Below are 19888 nucleotides of genomic sequence, written 5' to 3' on the forward strand. Positions count from 1 at the left end.
TTCTCGCCCGCGCCTCGAGCCGGCCGGCCCTCGCGCGGAGGCGTCGCGGCCGGCGAGGGCGCGGCCGGCAGCGGCGCCGCCTGCGACGGGACGGCTCGGGTCTCGGGAGCGGCGGCCTGCCGCGCAGGCAGGTCCTTGCGCTCGGCGACGAGCACCGCCTGGTACCAGGCGTCGGTCGACCCATCTCCCTCGCCAAAGGCGCCGCCCATGGTGAAGCCCTCTTCCCCGAGGAGCTTGAACCATCCGCTGACGGCCGAGAGCGGCGAGTGCGCGATGCGCTCGGCGGGGTCGGTGTAGAGCCACCACCCGTCGAGGCAGCCGAAGATCATGGTGAGCAGATCCAGGTTCCGCGTCACCTCGTAGAGGACCAGCCAGCCGCCCGGCTTGAGGAGCGACTTCGCGTGCCGGACCGTATCGCGGAGGCTCCGTGTGGCATGCAGGACGTTGGCTGCGATCACCAGGTCGTAGCTGCCGACCGCGAAGCCCTGCTCGGCCACGTCGCGCTCGATATCCAGGACGCGTGCCTCGAGGAACGGGTACGCGGCCTTGAACCGCCGCTGCCCGAGCGCGACGAAGGAGCGTGAGAGATCGGTGAAGGTATAGGTGATGCGGTCGGCGAAGGGCTCGATGGCCTTGAGGACGGGCACGGTCGTGCTCGCGGTGCCTCCACCGATCTCGAGGATCGTGACCCGCTCGCCGGGCGAATTCTGCGCGAGCCGAGAATCGATGTAGGCCCGGCAGATCGTCGCGACCTGGTCGTTGAAGTACGCGGCGGTCGTGTTGTTGCCGTAGATATTCGCGAGGTTGGATGGATCCGAGAACAGCACGTCGGTGGCCGGGACCTCGCCGCGGAGGATTTCCGGCAGGCGCTGCGCGCAAAGGCTCACCACCTTGAGCTGCGACTTCACCTCCGGATAGCGCTCCAGCAGGCGCTCGCGCCCCTCGTCGAGCCGTTCGAGCGCTCCGCTCGTGACGACGCGCTCGATTTCCTGGGTGGATACGACCTCCCCTGCAGCCCGCGTCACGAAGCCGGCGTTCTCGAGGATGGTCAGCAGCGCGTCGAACTGGCGCTGCCGCGCGGGCACGATGCGCAGGTCCGCCGCGAGCCGGGCGGGCTCGTAACGCTCTTCGCGCCGGAGGAAGCAGCGCATGCGGTGGAACGCGTCGAGGAGCAGGAGGCGCACAAAGTCCCCGAGCTCGTCGGAGGCGTTCCTGAGCCTCTGGACCAACGCGGCGTCGGGCGGCGTGACGATCTCGGGCAGCCTCGTGAGGAGCGACCGCGGCTCGGACGGCCGCGGCTCGGACGGCCGCGGCTCGAATGGACCCGCGACCACGCCAACCTGCTCTCTTCCGAGCTCGTCGAGCGCCATGCACAGGACCTGACCTGCGCGGAGATCGAGGATGCGGCGGAGCCCTTCAATCCCATCCTCAGGAGCGAAGAAGTTGACCCCCTGCCCCTCGAGGCGCGACCGGCCCGTCGGGTCGACCTCGTTGACGTCCCACACACCCCAGTTCACGAGCGCGACGGGGAACGGTGCGCGGTCGATGAGGGAGCACGCATAGGCGTCCTCGAAGGTGCTGGCGGCCGCGTAGTGGATGCGCCCCTCGGTGCAGGCAAAGGAGAGCGCAGAGGAGAAGAAGGCCATGAAATCGAGCGGCTCGTCGCGAAGGCTCTCATAGAACGCGACGCTGCCCGCGATCTTGGGCGCGAGCACCGCGCGCAGGCTCTGCTCGCCGAGCTCCTTCAGCGCCTCACGCGACAGCACCAGGCCGGAGTGGAACGCGCCGACGATTCGGCCGAAGCGCGCCCGAGCCGCATCGACGGCATCGCGCATGCTGTCGAGATCGGAGGCGTCGGCTCGCACGTAGAGGGCTTCGCCCCCCTCGGCCTCGATCTCCGCAAGGAGCCGGCGCCGCGCCTCGTCGAGCGGGCTACGGCCCACGATGACGAGGCGCGCCTTGTGGCGGCGCGCGAGGTCGCGGCAGAGCTCCCTCCCGACGCCGCCGGCTCCGCCCAGGATCAGATAGACGCCCCGGTTACGGAACACCGGCCGCGCCGGCTTCGGCGTCGCGAGGGGGAACAGCCGCCGTACCCAGCGGCGCCCGCCGCGGATCGCGACCTGCTCGCCGGTGAGGATCGGCGGCTCCCGCCGGAGCGGAAGGAGCCGCGCTGCGAGCTCCTCCACCGAGCGGGGGTCCGTGAGGTCCATCAGGTCGAGATCGAGCGAGGTCACCCTCGCCGTGGGGAACTCCTGGGAGAGGGTCATGGCGAAGCCGTGGAGCCCGGCGAAGTGCGGCCTCACCTCGCTCGCGGCGTGGACGCGGTGGACGTTGGCCGTGGCGATCCTGATCTCGATCGGCGTCCGCCCGAGCGCGCCGCGCGCGAAAAGGGCCTGCGTCAGGCGGTAGAGCGCGATGACGCCCAGCTCGGTGGAGCGGTTCACGGCGCGCAGATCCAGCGGAAGGGGCTCGTTGCCGGCGCGCAGTCCGGCGAGGAAGTAAACGGTGTGGAAGGCGCTGATGCCCCTGTCCCCGAGCGACGCGAGCAGGTTGGACCAGCCCGCCGGATCGGATGAGTCGACCTCGAGCTCGAACGGCCCATCGTGCCGGTGGCCGTTGGGGGCGCTCAGCGTGACGGTGATCGTGCGCCGACCGGGATGCCATGCCTCGATGACGCGCGCCGCCGCCGAGAAGCCTTGCGGGACGACGACGAGCACCGCCCCGTCACGATCCTGCGGCAGGGCGCTCCGATAGAGCGGCCGGGTCGGGCGCGGACCAGGGGAGGTGTCGTCGAGCGATGCTGGCAGCCAGCGCGGCTCGTAGCAGAGCTCGTCCACACTGTAGGCGGGCGCGCGTCGGGTGCGGGCGGGCGGGACGTCGGCCGAGGCGCTGGCCGAGCCGCCGATCCAGTGGCGCTCGCGCTCGAACGGATAGAGGGGCAGCGCGATCTTCGCGGGCGCTGGATCCCTGTAGAGATGCCGCCATGCGACCTCGCCGCCCGCGATCCACCGGCGCGCGAGCTCCCTGGCGCGCTCGGGCGTGAGCTCCTCGAACCCGCCGGGCACGGCAGCCGCGGACGCGCCGCCGTCGGCGACGGCGCCCTCGCTCCGGCTCAGGCGGGCCGAGAAGAGGGACGGGTCGTCCACCCTGCCGTCGACATAGGCCGAGAGGCGTGCGACGAGCTCGTCGACGGTGGAAGCGACGATGGCGAGCCGCGCCGGCATCGGCGTCCGGCAGAGCTGCAGCGTGTAGGCGAGCTCGTCGAGGCCGGGCAGCTCCGCGGTGCCTCGGCGCCCCGCGAGGAAGGCGCGCAGCTGATCGGCGCAGGCGCGGAGCCGCTCCTCGGTGCGCGCCGACAGGACGATGATCTGCCATGCCTCCGGCCTGCGGACCGGCTTCGGAGCGACGTGCTCCTCGACGACGAGGTGGCAGTTCGTGCCGCTGAACCCGAAAGAGCTGATCGCGGCGCGCCTCGGCCCGCCGGTCGGCTGCTCCCACGCCTTGAGCCGGTCGCTCACGTAGAGCGCGCTCTCCTCGAAATGGATGTGCCGGTTCGGCCGCTCGAAGTGCAGCGATTGCGGGATCTGGCGGTGACGCATCGCGAGCAGCGCCTTGATGAGGCTCACGACACCTGCGGCTCCCGAGGTGTGGCCGATGCTGCTCTTGACCGATCCGATCGCGCAGAACCGCCGACGATCGGTGTACTTGCGGAAAGCAGCGGTCAGGGCTGCGATCTCGATCGGATCGCCGAGGGGGGTGCCCGTCCCGTGCGCCTCGACGAGGGAGATGCTGGCGGGATCGATCCCGGCCTTGCGCCACACGTCGAGGAGCAGCGCCTCCTGAGAGGCGGCGCTCGGCGCGGTGATACCGTTCGTGCGCCCGTCCTGGTTCATCCCGGAGGCGCGGATGATCCCGTCGATCCTGTCGCCGTCGCGGAGCGCGTCCTCGAGCCGCTTGAGGACGACGGCGCCCACCGCCTCGCCGGGGACGATCCCGTCGGCGCGGTCGTCGAACGCCCGGCACTGCCCGCGGGGCGAGAGCATGCCCGCGCGGCTCATCATGATGTAGGGCCGCACCGTCAGGTAGAGCGTGACCCCGCCGGCAAGCATGAGGTCAACCTCACCGGCGAGGAGGTCCTGGCAGGCCTTGTGGATGGCCACCAGCGAGGAGGAACACGCGGTGTCGAGGCTCACCGCCCCGCCCTTGAGGTCGAGGAAGTAGGCGATGCGCGCGGCCAGGATGGAGGTCGCGTTTCCGATCATCGCGTGCGCGCGGTACTGCTCGTCGCCGCCCGCGTCCCGGAGGATGTCCTGGTAGTCGCCGCCGAGCACCCCGATGTAGACGCCGCAACGCGAGCCGCGGGCCTGCCGCGCATACCCGGCGTCCTCGAGCGCGGCCCAGCACGTCTCGAGCATCAGCCGCTGCTGTGGATCCATCAGCCGGGCTTCGGCCGGCGCGATCCCGAAGAAGCCGGCGTCGAACCGATCGACGTCCGACAGGAAGCCTCCCCACTTGCTGAGGGTCTTGACCGACTCACTCGACGCGCCCTCCTCGTAGTAGCGCTTCGCATCCCACCGGCCGCTCGGGACCTCCTGGACCGCATCGACGCCGTTGCGCAGGTTCTCCCAGAACGAGAAGACATCGCTGGCGCCAGGGAAGCGTCCCGCCATGCCGATGACCGCGATGCACCCCGAAGGGTGCTCTGCGGCGCGCTGCGGGCGCGATTGCGGGGCAGCCCGCGCGAGCTCGGCCCTCGGCAGCGGAGCAGCCTGCGCGAGCTCGGATCCGAGCTGCGGGGGCAGCGCCTCCGGCGCTGCCGCACCCTGCCTGCCAGCGGCAGCCGCCCTTTGCTCGGCGTAAATCTTGGCGATGTAGCGGGAGAGATCCCGCACGCTGGAATGATCGTAGAGGGCGTGGACCTCGAGCGTGAGGCCGAGCTCGCGGTTGATGCTCTCGAGGACCTGCAGGCCCTGGAGCGAATCGACGCCGAAATCGGCGAAGCGCGCGTCGAGGTCGAGCTCGTGCGGCATCATGCGCAGCACACGGCGCACGATCTCCGCGACCCGGGCAGCGACATCAGGGACCGGCGGCGCCGAGACCGGCGGCGCCGCGGCCGGCGGCGCCGCGGCCGCCTGGGCCGGCCGCGCGAACCCCCGGATCGCCTCGGAATAGCTGCGGGAGCTCACGAAGGCGTCGAGGTTGGCCTCCGCGACCGCGGCTTCGCGCTCGTCGGGGCGAGACTTCCGGAGCGTCAGGGCCACGTAGCGGAACAGGCCCAGGCTGAGCGCCTTGCCGAAGCGCAGCCACCCGCGGTGCATCGGGGCGACCTGCTCGAGCGTGGGGTGCACCCGGTGCAGCTCCGCCAGGTTCGCCTCGAAATTGGGATCGTCGAGGAAGTTCGCCACCTCGCGGCTCGCGTCGACGCAGGAGTCCACGCGCAACCCGGCGCGGGCGAGGCAGCGGGCGAGCTCCGCCTCGGTCGAGGTGAAATGGCCGAGCTCGGGCTTGTGCACAGGCGCCGCCGTCCTCGCCACGACGTCGGCGAGCAGGACTCGGCCCGAGTCGCTCAGGTGCTGGGCGATGTTGGAGAACAGGCCGTCTTTGTCCTGGATGTGGACCCCGACCTCGAACCCGATGATGAGGTCGAAGCGGCCCGGGAACGGCGTCCGGGAGCTGTCTGCCTCGTGCACGCGTACGCGATCGGACAGCCCCGAGGCATCGATGCGCTGGCGCGCGACCTGGACTTGCCGGGAGCTGATGTTGAACCCGTCGGCGCGGAGTTCCGGGTAGGCCCGCGCCAGCGTCATGATGTCTGTCCCGAGCCCGCATCCGATGTCGAGGGCGCGCGTCACACGATTCATGTCGACGCCGCCGAAGAGCATCTGTTTGAGCTCCCGCTGCTTCTCGATGGCGAGCCGGTAGTGCTCGGCGTGGCGCTCCGGATCGGCGAAGGTCAGCAGCCACGAGAAGCCGTCAACGCGCTCGATGAACGGTGCCAGGATCAAGTGATCGTCCTCCAGGGCGCTGCCGCTCGGCGTATCGAGCGCTGACAGCACATGGTTGTAGTAGCCGGCGGCCGCGTTCTTGTTGCCGGCGGCCCCCACCGACGGCGCCTCCGCGGCCCTCGCCGGCGGCGTCTCGGCGGCCCCCTCCTCGCCGACGTCGTGCGGCCAGCAGCGGCGTCGCTCGAACGGGTAGGTCGGGAGCCGGAGCCGCCGCTTCGGCGACCCGTCGGCCAGGCGGAGCCAGTCGATCGCCGCCCCCTTCACGAAGCGCCGGGCAGCCTCCTCGAGGTCCCGCGGCGTGGAGCTCGCGGCGGCGGCGCCATTTCCATCGACGCCGGCCGCGCTCCCCACGAACGTCGGGCACGCGGGCCGCTGGCCGGACGCGAGGGCGTCGAGCGCCGCCGCGAGCGGCTCCTTGCTCTCGACAATCAGGACGAGCCGCTCGACGAAGTGCTCCCGCCCGGTCTGGAGGGTCCACGCAAGATCGCCGAGCCGGACCGGCTCCGCTCCAGTCGCCGCGTCGGAAGCGAGGAACCGCTGGAGCCTGCGCACCTGCTCGACGAGGCCATCGCGCGTCCGCGCGGTCAGGGGCACGAGCTCCGCTCTACGAGCGGGTTCGCTCAGCTCGGCGAACGCCTGGGGCGCCCGCACCTCGGTTTCCATGACGACGTGCGCGATCGTGCCGCCCACGCCCACGGAGCTGATCCCAGCCCGGCGCACCGTGCGGCTCTCCCCTGCGCCGCCGGCGACCCGCACGGGCTCCCAGGGCGCCGGCTCGGTCGGCAAGGTGAGCGTCGAGCGCGCAAGGTTGACCTCGGGGTTGAGGCGGTCGGGGAGGCGCACCGGCGCGATGCGCCCGTGCCGCATCTGCAGGAGCACCGCCGTGAGCTGCGCGACCCCTGATGCCCCCTCGGAGTGGCCGAGATACCCGCTCAGAGCGCTGACCGTGCACCCGGGCCCTTGGGCCCCGTTCCTCCCGCCGTACACCTGGTCCAGGGCCACCCACTCCGCGGCGTCGGCCAGGGCGGAGCCAGTCGCCTGCACCTCGACAAGCCCGACGGTGCTCGGATCCACGGCGCCGCGAGCCAGCGCCTCCGCCGCCACCGCGGCTTGCTCCTTCGGCGAGGGCAGGGACGCGCCGCTGCCCTTGCCCTTGTGCCGGACGGCGGACCCGAGGATGACGGCGTGGATCGGATCGCCGTCGCGGAGCGCATCGCGCAGCGGCTTCAGCACGACGACGCCGACGCCCTCGCCGGGGATGAACCCGTCCCCGTCGGCCGAGTACACGCCGCGGTTCGGCCGCGTGCCGAGCAGCCTCGCTCGGCTCAGGTTCGCGAACTTGGAGGGGTGCAGGTACATGTTCGCGCCGCCGACGAGGGCGGCCTCGCAGTCGCCCACGCGGATGCTCTGGCACGCGAGATGGAGGGCCACGAGGGACGACGAGCACGCCGTGTCGACCGCGAAGCTCGGCCCCAGCAGGTCGAAGAAGATGGACAGGCGGTTCGCGATCCGGAAGTGGGCACCGTCGAGCGCGGGGGCCCCGCGGTTGTCGTGCTCGCGCGTGAGCAGCGGGTAGGTGTGCGTCGTCATCCCCACGAACACGCCGACCGACCGGCCTCGCAGGCTGGAGGGACGAATGGCAGCGTCTTCCAGCGCCTCCCAGGCGGTCTCCAACAGGAGCCGCTCCTCGGGGCTGGCCTGCTCGGCTTCGAGGGGTGTCATCTGGAAGAACAGCGGATCGAAGCGATCCACCCCGTCGAGGAACCCGCCGGAGGCGCTGGGCCCGTCGACCGTGCGCCACCGGTCTGCCGGAACGGTCGTGATCCCGCTCTGCCCGGCGAGGAGGCGCGGCCACATCTCCCCGGGCGTGCGCGCGCCAGGGTAGCGGCCCGCGACCCCGACGACGGCGATCGCATCGTCGCGCGAGGTCGTGGCGGACGCCGGCGCCCTGCGCGCCTCGGACCGCAGACCTTGCTCGCGGTCCTGGCGGTCCTGGCGCTCGACGGGCGCCGCGCCCTGACGTTCCGTGACGATCGCCTGGCGCGCTCTGTCGGCATCCTCGCCGGGTTCGGCATGGCCGACCGCGCCCTGGCGATTCCGGAGGACTGCCTGGACCCGCTCGCGGTGCTCCGCGAGCAGGAAAGACGCGAGCGCCTGCACGCTCGGATAGGCCAGCACGGTGGTCGGCGAGATCTCGGCGATCTCCTCGTCGAGCCGAGCCTTGAGATGGCCGAGGACGATGGAGTCGAAGCCGTAGTCGGCAAAAGGCACGGTCGTCTCGATGGTCTCCCTGGGCCTACCCGTCACCTGCGCGATGAGGTCGCAGACGTACGTCTCCGCACGACGCTGCAGATCGCCCTCCTGGGCGCCGCCATCGCTCCGCGCGCTTGCCAGCCGCTCGCCGATCGCGGAGCCGCTGAGCAGCTCGTCGGCCCGGTCGAGGCGCCCGTACAGCACCACGATCTGGCTCGCGTCCGCGCGGAGCGCGCGCTCGAAGGCATCGATCCCCTTGGCAGTGGGCAGCTGCGCCACGCCTGTCTGGGCGCGGACATGGTCCGCGAGGGACTGCTCGACGCGCGTGCCGCCCTCCTCCCAGAGTGGCCAGTCGACGGCGAGCGACTTGCCTCGGCACAGGCCAGCGGCCCGCAGGCGCTCCCGGTAGCCCATGTACTCATCCTGGAAGCCGGTCGCGAACACGTAGTCCGTCTGCGTCGCGCTCCCGATGAGCCCCGCGAGCGACGAGGTGACCGCGAACCAGTCGAGCGGATCGTCGCGCGTCTCCTCGTCGAGGAAGACGGTGCCCTGGACCTTGGGCCCGAGCACGGCCTCGATCTCGTCGACGCGCTTGTGCGCCAGATGGCCGTCGTGACGCACCATCGCGCAGTGCAGGACGCCGTGGATCTCCCCGAGGAATGTCCTCGCCTCGCGGAGGAGCGCCACCACATCCTCGCGTCGCGCCACGTCGGCGCGGACGTACCGGACGCGCCTGCCGGCCCGCTGGTGCGCGGCGAGCTCGGCCAGGAGCGCGGGGTCTGGCTCCGAGCGCCCGCAGAGCACGAGGCGGGCGTCGAACCGCTCGGCGAGGTGCCGCGCGAAGAGGAGGCCGACCCCCTTGCTTCCGCCGACGATGAGGTAGGCCCCGCCCTTGCGGATCGCGGGCGCGTCATCGCGCTCCGGCGCGGGCCCGCACTTGGTAAACCGCTTCGAGAGCCGGCGGCCATCCCGGAGCCAGATCTCCGGCGCGGCGTCTCGCCTCTCCTCCCAGATCCTGTCCACGAGCGCCTCCGGCGCGTCGAAGACGTGGACGACCCGCGCGATGACGCGCGAGCTCTCCGAGCGCAGGCTCCTCGCGAACGCGGCGAGCGGGGCGTACAGAGGCAGGGCGGCAGGCTCCTCGCGCGATAGCTGGCGATCCACGATGAGCAGCTGAATGGGCGCGGCCGACGTGCGGGCGAGCAGGGCCTGGCTGAGGGCCACGACGGTGTAGAGCCCCGCGTCGAGCTGGCGCCGAATCGCCCACTCGCCGCGGCCCGGCGACGCAGCCGCAGGGCACAGCAGGATCTGCGTCGGAGCGGCTCCCCGCGCCTCGAGCGCGTCGAGCAGCCTCTCCCAGTCGCCCTGTCGCTTGCCGTCGACCTCGTAACGCCCCTCCTCGAGCGCACGGAACCCGCTGCCCAGGAGAGCGTGCGTGATCTTCCAGGCCGTCTGCGATCGCAAAAACCTGGCGCGCAGCGCCTCGGCGAAGCGCCCGTCGGTGTCGAGGACGAGGACAGAGCCCCCCGGCTCCGCGCCGGCGGCAGGCGGCAGAGGCGACTCCTGCCAGCCAGGCTCGAAGAGCGCGAGCTCCGCCCCGGAGGCCGGCGGAGGCCGCATGGCACCGTCGCTCGGGGGCGCGCTCGCGGCGCCGCCCGTCGCCGGCGCGAGCGGCGCTGCCGCCGCGGGCACCCAGGGCTGCTCTCCCAGGCCGCTCGCGGCGCCCCCCGCCGCCGGCGCGAACGCCATCACCGCCGCCGCAGGGGTCCAGGCCTGCTCTGCCAGGCCGTTCGCGGCGCTCCTCGCCGCCGGCGCGAGCGCCACCACCGCCGCCCCAGGCGTCCAGGTTTGCTCTGCCAGGCCGGTCACGGTGCCGTTCGCTGCCGGCGCGCCGCGCCCCGCCGGCGCGCCCTCGACGCGGACCGGGCGGATCCAGTGCCGGGTGCGAGCGAAGGGATAGCCCGGCAGCGGCGTGCGCCGCCGGGCATGGTCGCGCCGCAGCGCGGCCCCATCGATCGAGGCGCCGCTGACCCAGCGCCGGGCGAGCTCCTCGAGCTCCTGCGGGCTCCGCCGCTCCCCCGGATCGATGATCTCGGCCGTGGCCTTCGCCACGACGCCAGCGAAGACGCCGGAGCCCGCCTCCCCGCGCAGCCACCCGCGCAAGCGCGCGAGGAGCTCCAGGAGATCGAAGGCCACGACGGCGAGGCGGGCGGCGAACGGCTCCCGCCCCATCTGGAGGGTATAGGCGACGTCCGCGGGATCGCGGTGACGGCCAGGCGCCGGGCGCTCGAGGAACGCGACCAGGGACTCGGCATAGGCGCGCAGGCGCTCGTCGCTCATCGCCGAGAGCACGAAGAGGTACGGCCCCTGGCTGCGGCGCTCGATCGGGGGCGGAACGTACTCCTCGACGAGAACGTGGGCGTTGCTGCCGCCCGCCCCGAACGCGCTCACGCCGGCCCTGCGCGGGAGCGCCTGGCGGACGCCATGGCGCTCCTCGCTCCTCGGTGTCCACGAAGCGAGCTCCCGCTGGACCTGGAAAGGCACCGTGTCCCACTCGACGTTCGGGTTGAGGCGATCGGCGTGAATGGAAGGAACGAGCTGGCCGTGCTGCATCTGAAGGATGACCTTGGTGAGGCCGGCGATCCCCGCGGCGGACTCCAGGTGACCGATGTTGGACTTCACGGATCCGATGGCGCAGGTCGGGCCGGCCGAGGGCTGCCCTCCAAAGGCGATCGCGAGGCCGCGGATCTCGATGGGATCGCCGAGGGCGGTGCCGGTGCCGTGGGCCTCGATGTACCCGACCGTGCTCGGCTCCCAGCCGGCCACCCGAAGCGCCTCGCTCACGATCTCTCCCTGCGCCGTCGGATTGGGGACCGTGTAGCCGTTGGACCGGCCACCATGGTTGATACGTGACGCGACGATGGTCGCGTAGATGTGATCGCCGTCGGCGATGGCTCTGGACAGCGGCTTGAGCAGCACGGCCCCGACGCCCTCGCCCGGGACGTAGCCGTCGCCGCCCGCTCCGAAGCTCCTGCACCTCCCGTCGCTCGCTCCGAAGCCGCCCTGCCCGAGGACAAGGAACTTGTGCGCGTGCAGCGACAGGTTCACGCCGCCGACGAGCGCGGCCTCGCACTCCCCGCTCCGAATGCTGCCGATGGCCAGGTGAAGGGCCGTCAGCGACGAGGAGCACATGGTGTCGACCGCGAGGCTCGGACCACGCAGGTCGAGCACGTGGGAGACCCGGTTAGCAATCGACGCGAACGAGGAGCCAGGCGGCGTGCCGTCCGCCCCGGGCTGGCCCCCTGTGACGAGGGGATACTCGGCGTACATCACGCCGACAAACACGCCGACCCGCGCGCCACGCAGGCTGGCCCGCGTGTAGCCGGCATCTTCAATCGTATGCCAGGCGGCCTCGAGGAACAGCCGTTCCTGCGGATCGAGGACCTCGGCCTCCCGCGGGGTGATGGAGAAGAAGCTCGCGTCGAAGCAGTCGACGCCGTCGAGAAAGCCGCCCCAGCGCAGGTAGGTCTTCCCCGGCTTATGGCGCGTGGGGTCGTAATAAGCGGTGTGGTCCCAGCGTTCCGCGGGGATTTCGCGGATGCAGTCCCGGCCCTCCGCGAGGTTGCGCCAGAATGCGGCGAGATCCTCCGCCATCGGGTATCGCCCGCACACCCCGACGATGGCGATGGGCTCGTCGGTCCCGCCGGGATGCGCGCGTGTGGGCCCGTCGCCCGGCGCAGTCAGCGGAGCCGACGCCGCCGACAGGGGAGCCGGCGCCGCGGACGCAGGGGAGCTCGCCGCGCGCTCGGCGGCGCTCGGCGGCTCGGGCACCCTCGGGGAGAAGGCTCGGAGGCACGCGTCCCGGCGGTGCGTCGTCAGATAACGCGCCAGCTCGGCGACAGACGGGTACTCGAAAAACAAGGTCTTTGGTAACTCGCCGAAAGTACGCTCAAGCGCTTGTGTCATGTGCATCACCATCACCGAATCGATCCCCAGCCTGTGGAACGGCTCCCGCGCGTTGATCTCATCGGTCTGCAGATTCACTTCCACCGCGACAACCTCTTTGATGAAGCGCTCGATCGCGGCGAGCGGAATGTCATCAGCGGGCGCCACGACCGGCGGCTGCGCCGCCCGCCGGTCGTGGCTGCGCCATGCTGTCCGGATCTGCGCCGCGTCGCCGTCGACGATGACGAGCTGCGGCGCGCCCAGCCTCAGCCCCTCCTCGAACGCCTCGTATCCCCGATCCGGTGTGAGCGGGACCAGCCCCGCCTCGTCCCGCAGGCGCTGCTTCGTCGCGGGGTCGACCGGCATGCCGTCGACGTCCCACGCGGGCCACACGAAGGAGACGGTCTGCCCCCACCGCTCGCCCTGCGCCCGGCGTCGCTCGCGCACGTCAGCGAAGTAGTCAAGGAAGCTGTTCGCGTAGGCGTAATCCGCCTGGCCCGGGTTTCCTCGCACGACCGTCCACGACGAGCAGAGGGCAAAGAAATCCAGCCGCTCCTCGCGCGTCGCCTCGTCGAGGTGCAGGGCGCCGAGGATCTTCGGGGCGAGCACCGCCATCATCTCGGCCGGCGTCTTCCGGAGGAAGAGGCTGTCGCGGATCGTGCCCGCCGCGTGCACGACGCCGTCGATGGATCCGAACCGGGCCCGGGCCGCGTCGATGAGCTGCCGTACCGCCCTGCCGTCGCGCACGTCGGCGGGGACGTAGATCACCTCGCCTCCCCGCGCCCGGAGCGCGTCGAGAGCCCGCTCGACGCGCTCGTCGATCGGCGATCGGCCGCAGAGAACGAGGCGCGCCTGGTGCCGCTCTGCGAGCCGCTGCGCGAGCGCGCTGGCGATGCCTCCGAGCCCCCCCGTGAGGACATACACGCCCCGGTGCTTGAGGAGCGCCCGCGAGACCGGAGCGGACTGCACCTCTTCCCAGACGCGTATCCGCCGCGGCCCCGCGCGGTGCGAGACCGTGTGCTCCTCGTCCGGGGCCGCGGCCTCGCGCAGCAGCAGCGCCGCGGCTTCCTCCGCGCTCACCGCGGAGGGCAAGGCCACCACGCCGAGATGCAGGCGGGGATGTTCGAGCGCCACGCACTTGCCGAGCTCGCCGAAGGCGGCGACCTGCGGGGAGAGCTCCTCGCCGGCGCCCTGGATCGCGCAAAGGACGCGGATGCTCTCGGATCCGGTGGCCACCAGCGCGCGGCACAGCAGGATCACGGACGAAAAGTCCGCTTCGAACCACGCTGCGGCGTTGGCGGCGTCGATGCGGGCGCTGTCGTCCCAGCGGAACAGGACGATGCGGGGCGCCCGCCCGCGCTTTGCCTGCTCGTCGAGCAACGCGCGGAAGTCCTCCTCGTGCGTCGGCCTGACGATCCACTCGTCATGGCGCTGCCGGCAGACGTCGCCCGGCAGGACCAGGGTCGCGGAGCACCCGTGCGCCCGGAGCGCGCGCGCCAGCCGATCGTCGCGATCGAGGACGAGCACGTCGCCAGCCAGCCCCTCAGCCGAGGGCGCGGCCAGCGGCGCAGGGCGCCATACGGGGCAGAGGAAGAGTCGGTCCAGCCCCGGCTCGGCGGGAGGGAGCCCGGCGCGCGCCGGCGCAGACGCCGGGCGAGCGATCGAGCGCAGCGCCGGATCGAGCCGCCGCACCTCGAAGTCCTCCACCGAAAGCAGGAGGCGGCCCTCGGCGTCCGCGATGCGGATACGGAACTTCAAGGCGTCGCCCTCGCGGCCGCCGCCCTGAGGCCCGGCGAACGTGACGTGCGCCGCGCACGACCGTGGCCACGGCGTCGCCCACGCTGCCCCCGAGATGGCGAACGGGACGTACAGGGCTGGCTCCGCGCCGAGCTCCTCGACCAGCGGGGCGATCGCCTGAAGCGCGCCGTCGAGCAACGCGGGATGCAGGAGGAGCCCCGCGTCGTCCCCCTCCTCCGTCGGAGGGAGCGACAGCTCGGCCAGCACCTCGCCCGGGCCGCGGAACAGGCGCCGGATGACCCGGAGGCTGGGGCCGATGTAGAGCCCGACGTCCTGGAAACGCCCGTAGCAGGCGTCCTCTCCGATCGCGTCGGGGCAGCGCGCGCGGATGGCGTCGAGGTCGATGCCCGCGCCCGTCTCGAGGGATCCCTCGAGGTCCCCGGACGACAGCGAGCCTCGGGCGTGCACGCAGCGATCGCCGGCGGGCCCCGTCGTATACAGCTCCGCTTCAACGACGGTGCCGGCGGCAGTCAGCCGCGTCCGCAGCTCGACGGGCTCCGCCGCGACGACGAGCGGCGAAGACCACCTGAACGACCGGGCGCCCTGCGCCCGCATCCCGACGTGCTCCGAGGCCGCGCGGGCAATCTCGAGGAAGGCCGCCCCAGGCAGCATCCCCTGGGCGGCGACGTGGTGGTCGCGGATGAAGCGTGACCGCGCGTCGAGGCGGGTCACGAGCTCGCAGGCCGTGAGCGTCGAGGCGTTCTCGTTGAGCAGCGGATGCAGGCGCGCCCCCGCGGGAGCCGGCCCGCGCCCGCTGGCCCGCTGCTCGATCCAGTACCTCGTCCTGGCGAACGGATAGGCCGGCAGGGAGAGCATTCGACGCCCGCGGCTCTCGGGCAGCATGCCAAAGTCGACGTCCGCGCCCTTGACCCAGAGCTCGGCCAGCCGCGTACGATGGCCCTTGGCAAGGAGGCTCTCGATGAGCAGGCGGAGATCGTCGTTGTCGAACGGGAGGGCGTCCCCCTCGACGAGGACATGGGAGAGCGTGTTGCTCGCGCCGCCCTCGCCGCGGGAAAAGCGCGAGAGCGCGTCGCGGAGCTCCTCCAGAGAGCTCGCGAACACCACGAGGCGCGCTTCCATCGCCTCACGCCCGACCTGGAGCGTGTAGGCGATGTCGGAGAGCTCGAACTTCGATCCCGCCTCCGGTCCCTCGGCGAGGCGTCCATCGAGCCACGCAGCCAGGTTTGCGGCGTGAGCCCGGAGCCGGTCCTCGTTCCTCGCGGACAGGGGGACGATCGCGGGCAAGGGCGGCGAGCTCGCGGCGGATTCGGTCGCCTGGGCGGAGACGAACTCCTCGACGATGACGTGCGCGTTGGCTCCTCCGGCACCGAAGGAGCTGATCCCGGCCCGGCGCGGGACCGCGCGGCGCTCCTCCCCCTCCCCGACGACGGGCTGCTGCCACGGGCAGGCCTCGTGCTGGAGATAGAACGGCGTGCGCTCGAAATCGATCCGGGGGTTCGGCGGATCGGCGTGCAGCGTGGGCGCGAGCTGCTGGTGTCGCATCATCAGGATCACCTTCGTGAGCCCGACGATGCCCGCCGCGGACTCAAGGTGCCCGACGTTCGACTTGACCGTGCCGATGGCGCAGTAACCGCGCGCGTCGGTCGAGCGCCGGTACGCCTCGGCGAGGCCGGCGATCTCGATGGGATCGCCGAGGTCGGTGCCGGTGCCGTGCGCCTCCACGTAGCTCACCGTCCGGGCATCGACGCCCGTCGCCCCGAGCGCGTCCGCGATGGCGCGCGCCTGGGCGCGCGGGTTCGGCACGGTGTACCCGCTGGTCCTGCCTCCCGCGCTGAGCGCCGAGCCCAGGATGACCGCCTCGATGCGATCGCCGTCCTCGAGGCTCTTCTGCAGCGGCTTGAGGAGCACCGCGCCCACCCCTTCGCCGTCGATGAAGCCGTCGGCCCCGACGCCGAAGCTCTTCGAGCGGTGGCCGCGGGAGAGCATGTTCATCGCGTGGAGGCGCTTGAGGTGGAGCGGGTGGAGCACCAGGTTCACGCCGCCGGCGATGGCCATCGCGCACTCGCCGCGCCGCAGGCTCTCGCAGGCGAGGTGCACGGCCGTGAGCGACGACGAGCAGGCGGTGTCGACCGCCATGCTCGGCCCGTAGAGGTCGAAGAAGTAGGAGACCCGGTTGGCGATCGACCAGAATGACGCAAGGCCATCCGAGGCCGCGTCGCGCGCCGCGGGGTCGCCGCCGACGAGCTCGTAATGGGCGTTCATCACCCCGACGAAGACGCCGACGCGCCCACCCAGCGCCTCGATCCTCCGGCGGGGGTAGCCCGCATCTTCAAAGAGCGACCACGCGGTCTCGAGGAAGAGCCGCTCCTGCGGGTCCATCCGGGCGGCCTCCCGCGGTGAGATGTGGAAGAGGCGCGCGTCAAAGGCGTCGATCGCATCGAGGAAGCCGCCGAACGGGGTGATCACGTCGCCGGACGCCTCGCCCGGGGCGAGGCGCTGCCACCACGACCGCCGGTCCTCGGGCAGCTGCCGGACGCAGTCCCGCCCGGCCTTGAGGTTGTCCCAGAAGGCCTCGAGGTCCGCGGCCAGGGGATAGCGGCCGCTCATGCCGATGACCGCGATCGGCTCGTTCCCGCCTGCCGCCGGCCTGGCCTTTCGAGAGGCGGCTCCCTCGCTCGGGAGCGCCTCGAACATCTGCACGGGCGGCGACACCGCGGCGGTCGGACGCGGCGGCGCACCCTTCTGCGACGGCGTCGCCAGCCCCTGCGGTGGCGAGGCTGAGGCGACGCCGCTCGCGCCGAGCAGCTCCCCGAGCCGGATCGCATGGTGGGCGCAGAGGTGATCGGCCAGGGCCTCGATCGTCTGCACCTCGAACAGCAGGCTCGAGGAGAGCGGCCCGAAATCCTTCTCGAGCTCCTTCATCAGCTGGAGCACGAGGAGCGAGTCGATGCCGTAGCGTTCGAAGCGCGCCTTCGGATCGATGCGGCCCGCGCTCAGGCGCAGGGGCCCGGAGAAGACCTGCCGGAGGTAGTCGATCGCGCGCTCGCGCAGCGAGTGCGCCGCGGGGAGCGCCGCCGCATCAGGCCCTCGCGGCCTCTGCGCCGGCGGCGCAGCGCCGTCGCGCTGGCCCAGCGCCTCGTCCCGGACGGCCGCCGGCTCTCTGCCCGGGAGGGCGCGAAAGGTAACACCGCGGACCCTGGCAAGGATCTCCCCGTCCGGGCCGATGACAGCGACGTAGAACCGATCCGAGCCCGAGGCCCGGATATAGGCGAAGCCGCGCAGCTCGAGGCGCGACGACACCTCGATGGCGTCCATGGCCACGGGGACGCGCGGCCCGCGCCCGGGCTCTTCGCGCTGAGCGAAGAGCCCGGCCACCGCCTGAATGGCAGCGTCGATCACCATGGGAGGCAGCCGGTAGGAAGCGGCCTCGCGCCCGACCTCCGCCGGGAACGCGATCTCGGCCAGCGCCTCGCCATCGCCGACCAATAGGCGCGCGATGCCGCGGAAGCAGGGGCCGTATTCGACCCCGGCTTCTCCGAAGCGCTGGTAGAGATCGTCCCCCTCGACGACGATGCGCGTGCAGCGCGCTCGGATGGCCTCGATCTCCAGGCGAGAGGAGGCGCCAGCGCCGCGCGGCGCACCGACGGCGAGGAACCCGCGCGCGTGCTCGACAGGCTGATCCTCGGTCCCGCTCTCGATGCGGAACGCGAAGCGGTCGCCGACCTGCGTGAGGGGGATACGGATCTCGCGCTCCGCGTCGACCCAGCAGACGTGCGAGAGGACGAGGTCCTCGACGGTGATCGAGCCCGCGTCGACTCCCTCGCCGAGCGAGGCAGCCGCGGAGATCGCCAGCTCTGCGTAGACGATCCCTGCCACGACGGGGCGCCCGCTGACGCGGTGATCGCGCGTCAGGGGGTCCGTGGGGCGCAGGATCTTGCGGAAGACGCCCCCGCTCTGCCGGAGGTCCGCCGCAGGATCGGCCTCGCCGAGCGCGCGGCTCGTGTTTCGGGCGGGCGTGGCCGTCGCGTCGACAGGCTGCGCCGGAGCCCAGTACCGCTCCCGCGCGAACGGGTAATGGGGCAGCGAAAGCAGCGGCGCCCGCTCGCTGATCACTTCCCGCCACGCGACGTCGAGCCCACCCGCCCAGGCGCGCGCGAGCTCGTCGAGCCGACCCTGCCGGAGGAGGCTCTCGGCTTGTCGCCCCGCGTCCTCCGCGTCGAGCGCAGCGCGCCGTCGATCGCCAGACAGCGCCCCCGTGGAGAGGCCCTCTGCCTCGGATCCACGCGCGAGGTAGCGCTCCAGGCGGTCGATCACGTCGTCGTTCGATGAGGCGACGAAGGCCAGCCGGTGATCGAGCGCCTCGCGCCCCACCTGGAGGGTGTAGGCGAGGCTCGCCAGGAACGTCGTCGCGTCGCCGGCTCCCTCGCCGCGCGCGGCCTCTCGGACGAAGCGCAGGATCCGCCCCGCGAGCTCGGACAGCTGCGGCGCCGTGGCCGCCGACAGGAGGATGAGGCGCGGGCCGGGAGCGCACTGTGGCGCCTGCGGCGGCCTGTACTCCTCGAGGATCAGGTGCGCGTTGGAGCCGCCGGCGCCGAAGGAGCTCACCGCCGCGCGCCGCGGCTCCTCGCGCGCGACGCCGTCGACGATGGTGACGCGGGCCTTCCAGGGCCCGGTCTCCTGCTGGACGAAGAAGGGAGAGCGCTCGAAGTCGATCTTGGGGTTCGTGCGGGACGCGTGAAGCGAACTGACCAGCTCGCCGTGCTTGAGCTGGAGGAGGACCTTGGTGAGGCCGGCGATGCCGGCGGCCGATTCGAGGTGCCCGATGTTCGTCTTCGCGCTCCCGATGGCGCAGAAACCGACGGCGTCGGTGCAGCGCCGGTAGGCACGCGTAAGCCCCGCGATCTCGATCGGGTCTCCGAGGTCGGTCCCGGTGCCATGCGCCTCGATGTAGCTGATCGAGCGGGGCTCGACGCCGGACTTCTCCAGCGCCTCGACGATGACCTCGGCCTGCGCGGTCGGGTTCGGGACCGTGTAGCCGCTCGTCTTGCCCCCGGCGTTGATGGCCGAGCCCCTGATCACCGCGTGAATGCGGTCGCCATCGAGGACCGCGTCCACGAGCGGCTTCAGCAGCACCGCGCCCACGCCCTCGCCGTCGACGAAGCCGTCCGCGCCCGCGCCGAACGCCTTGGCTCGCCCTTCGGCGGAGAGCATCCGCATGCGGCTCAGGCGCATGTAGTGCAGCGGGTGCAGGATGAGGTTGACGCCCCCGGCGAGGGCGGCCCGGCACTCGCCCGCGGCGAGGCTCTGGCAGGCCAGGTGGATCGCGGTCAGCGACGAGGAGCAGGCCGTGTCGATCGCGACGCTCGGGCCGGTGAAATCGAAGCAATAGGAGACCCGGTTGGCGACGGCGTGAAAATCGGAGAACGCGAGCATCTCGGCGCCGCGCGCGAACGCCTCGGCGCTGAGCCGGCCGTAATTGCCGTTCATCACGCCGACGAATACGCCCACCTTGCAGGACCTCGACAGGTCCTTGCGCGTGTAGCCGGCGTCCGACAGCGTCTCCCAGGCGATCTCGAGGAAGAGGCGCTCCTGAGGATCCATCGCCTCGGCCTCGCGCGGCGAGATGCTGAACAGCAGAGGATCGAAGAGGTCGACCCCCTCGAGGAACCCGCCGCGCTTCGTGTAGTAGCGGCCCAGCGCGTCCGGATCGGGATCGAAGTAACGATCCGCCTCCCAGCGCTCGGCGGGGATCTCCCCGATGCAGCTCGCGCCGCTGCGCAGGTGCATCCAGAAGGTCTCCAGGTCGGGCGCCTTGGGGTACCGGCCCGCCACCCCGATGATGGCGACGGCCATGGGCGCACGCCAATTCGACCGCTGTTCGAGCAGCTCAGCGAGAAGTTCGCGCTTCTGATCCATATCGTAATCTT

General features: G+C 72.0%; 1 protein-coding gene (cut by a window edge). It reads right to left on the reverse strand.

The window, feature by feature from the left end; translation table 11 throughout:
• Positions 1–19814, reverse strand: partial view of an SDR family NAD(P)-dependent oxidoreductase gene (locus tag WME75_RS42330; RefSeq protein ID WP_437483074.1) — the 5' portion only. 433 nt of this gene lie to the left of the window's left edge; 19814 of the gene's 20247 nt are visible here — the first part of the coding sequence; its start codon is at positions 19812–19814; its stop codon lies off the left edge, out of view.
• Positions 19815–19888 lie beyond the last annotated feature (74 nt).

Source organism: Sorangium sp. So ce1014 (assembly GCF_051521505.1).
In the GTDB taxonomy this organism is placed as follows: Bacteria; Myxococcota_A; Polyangia; order Polyangiales; family Polyangiaceae; genus Sorangium.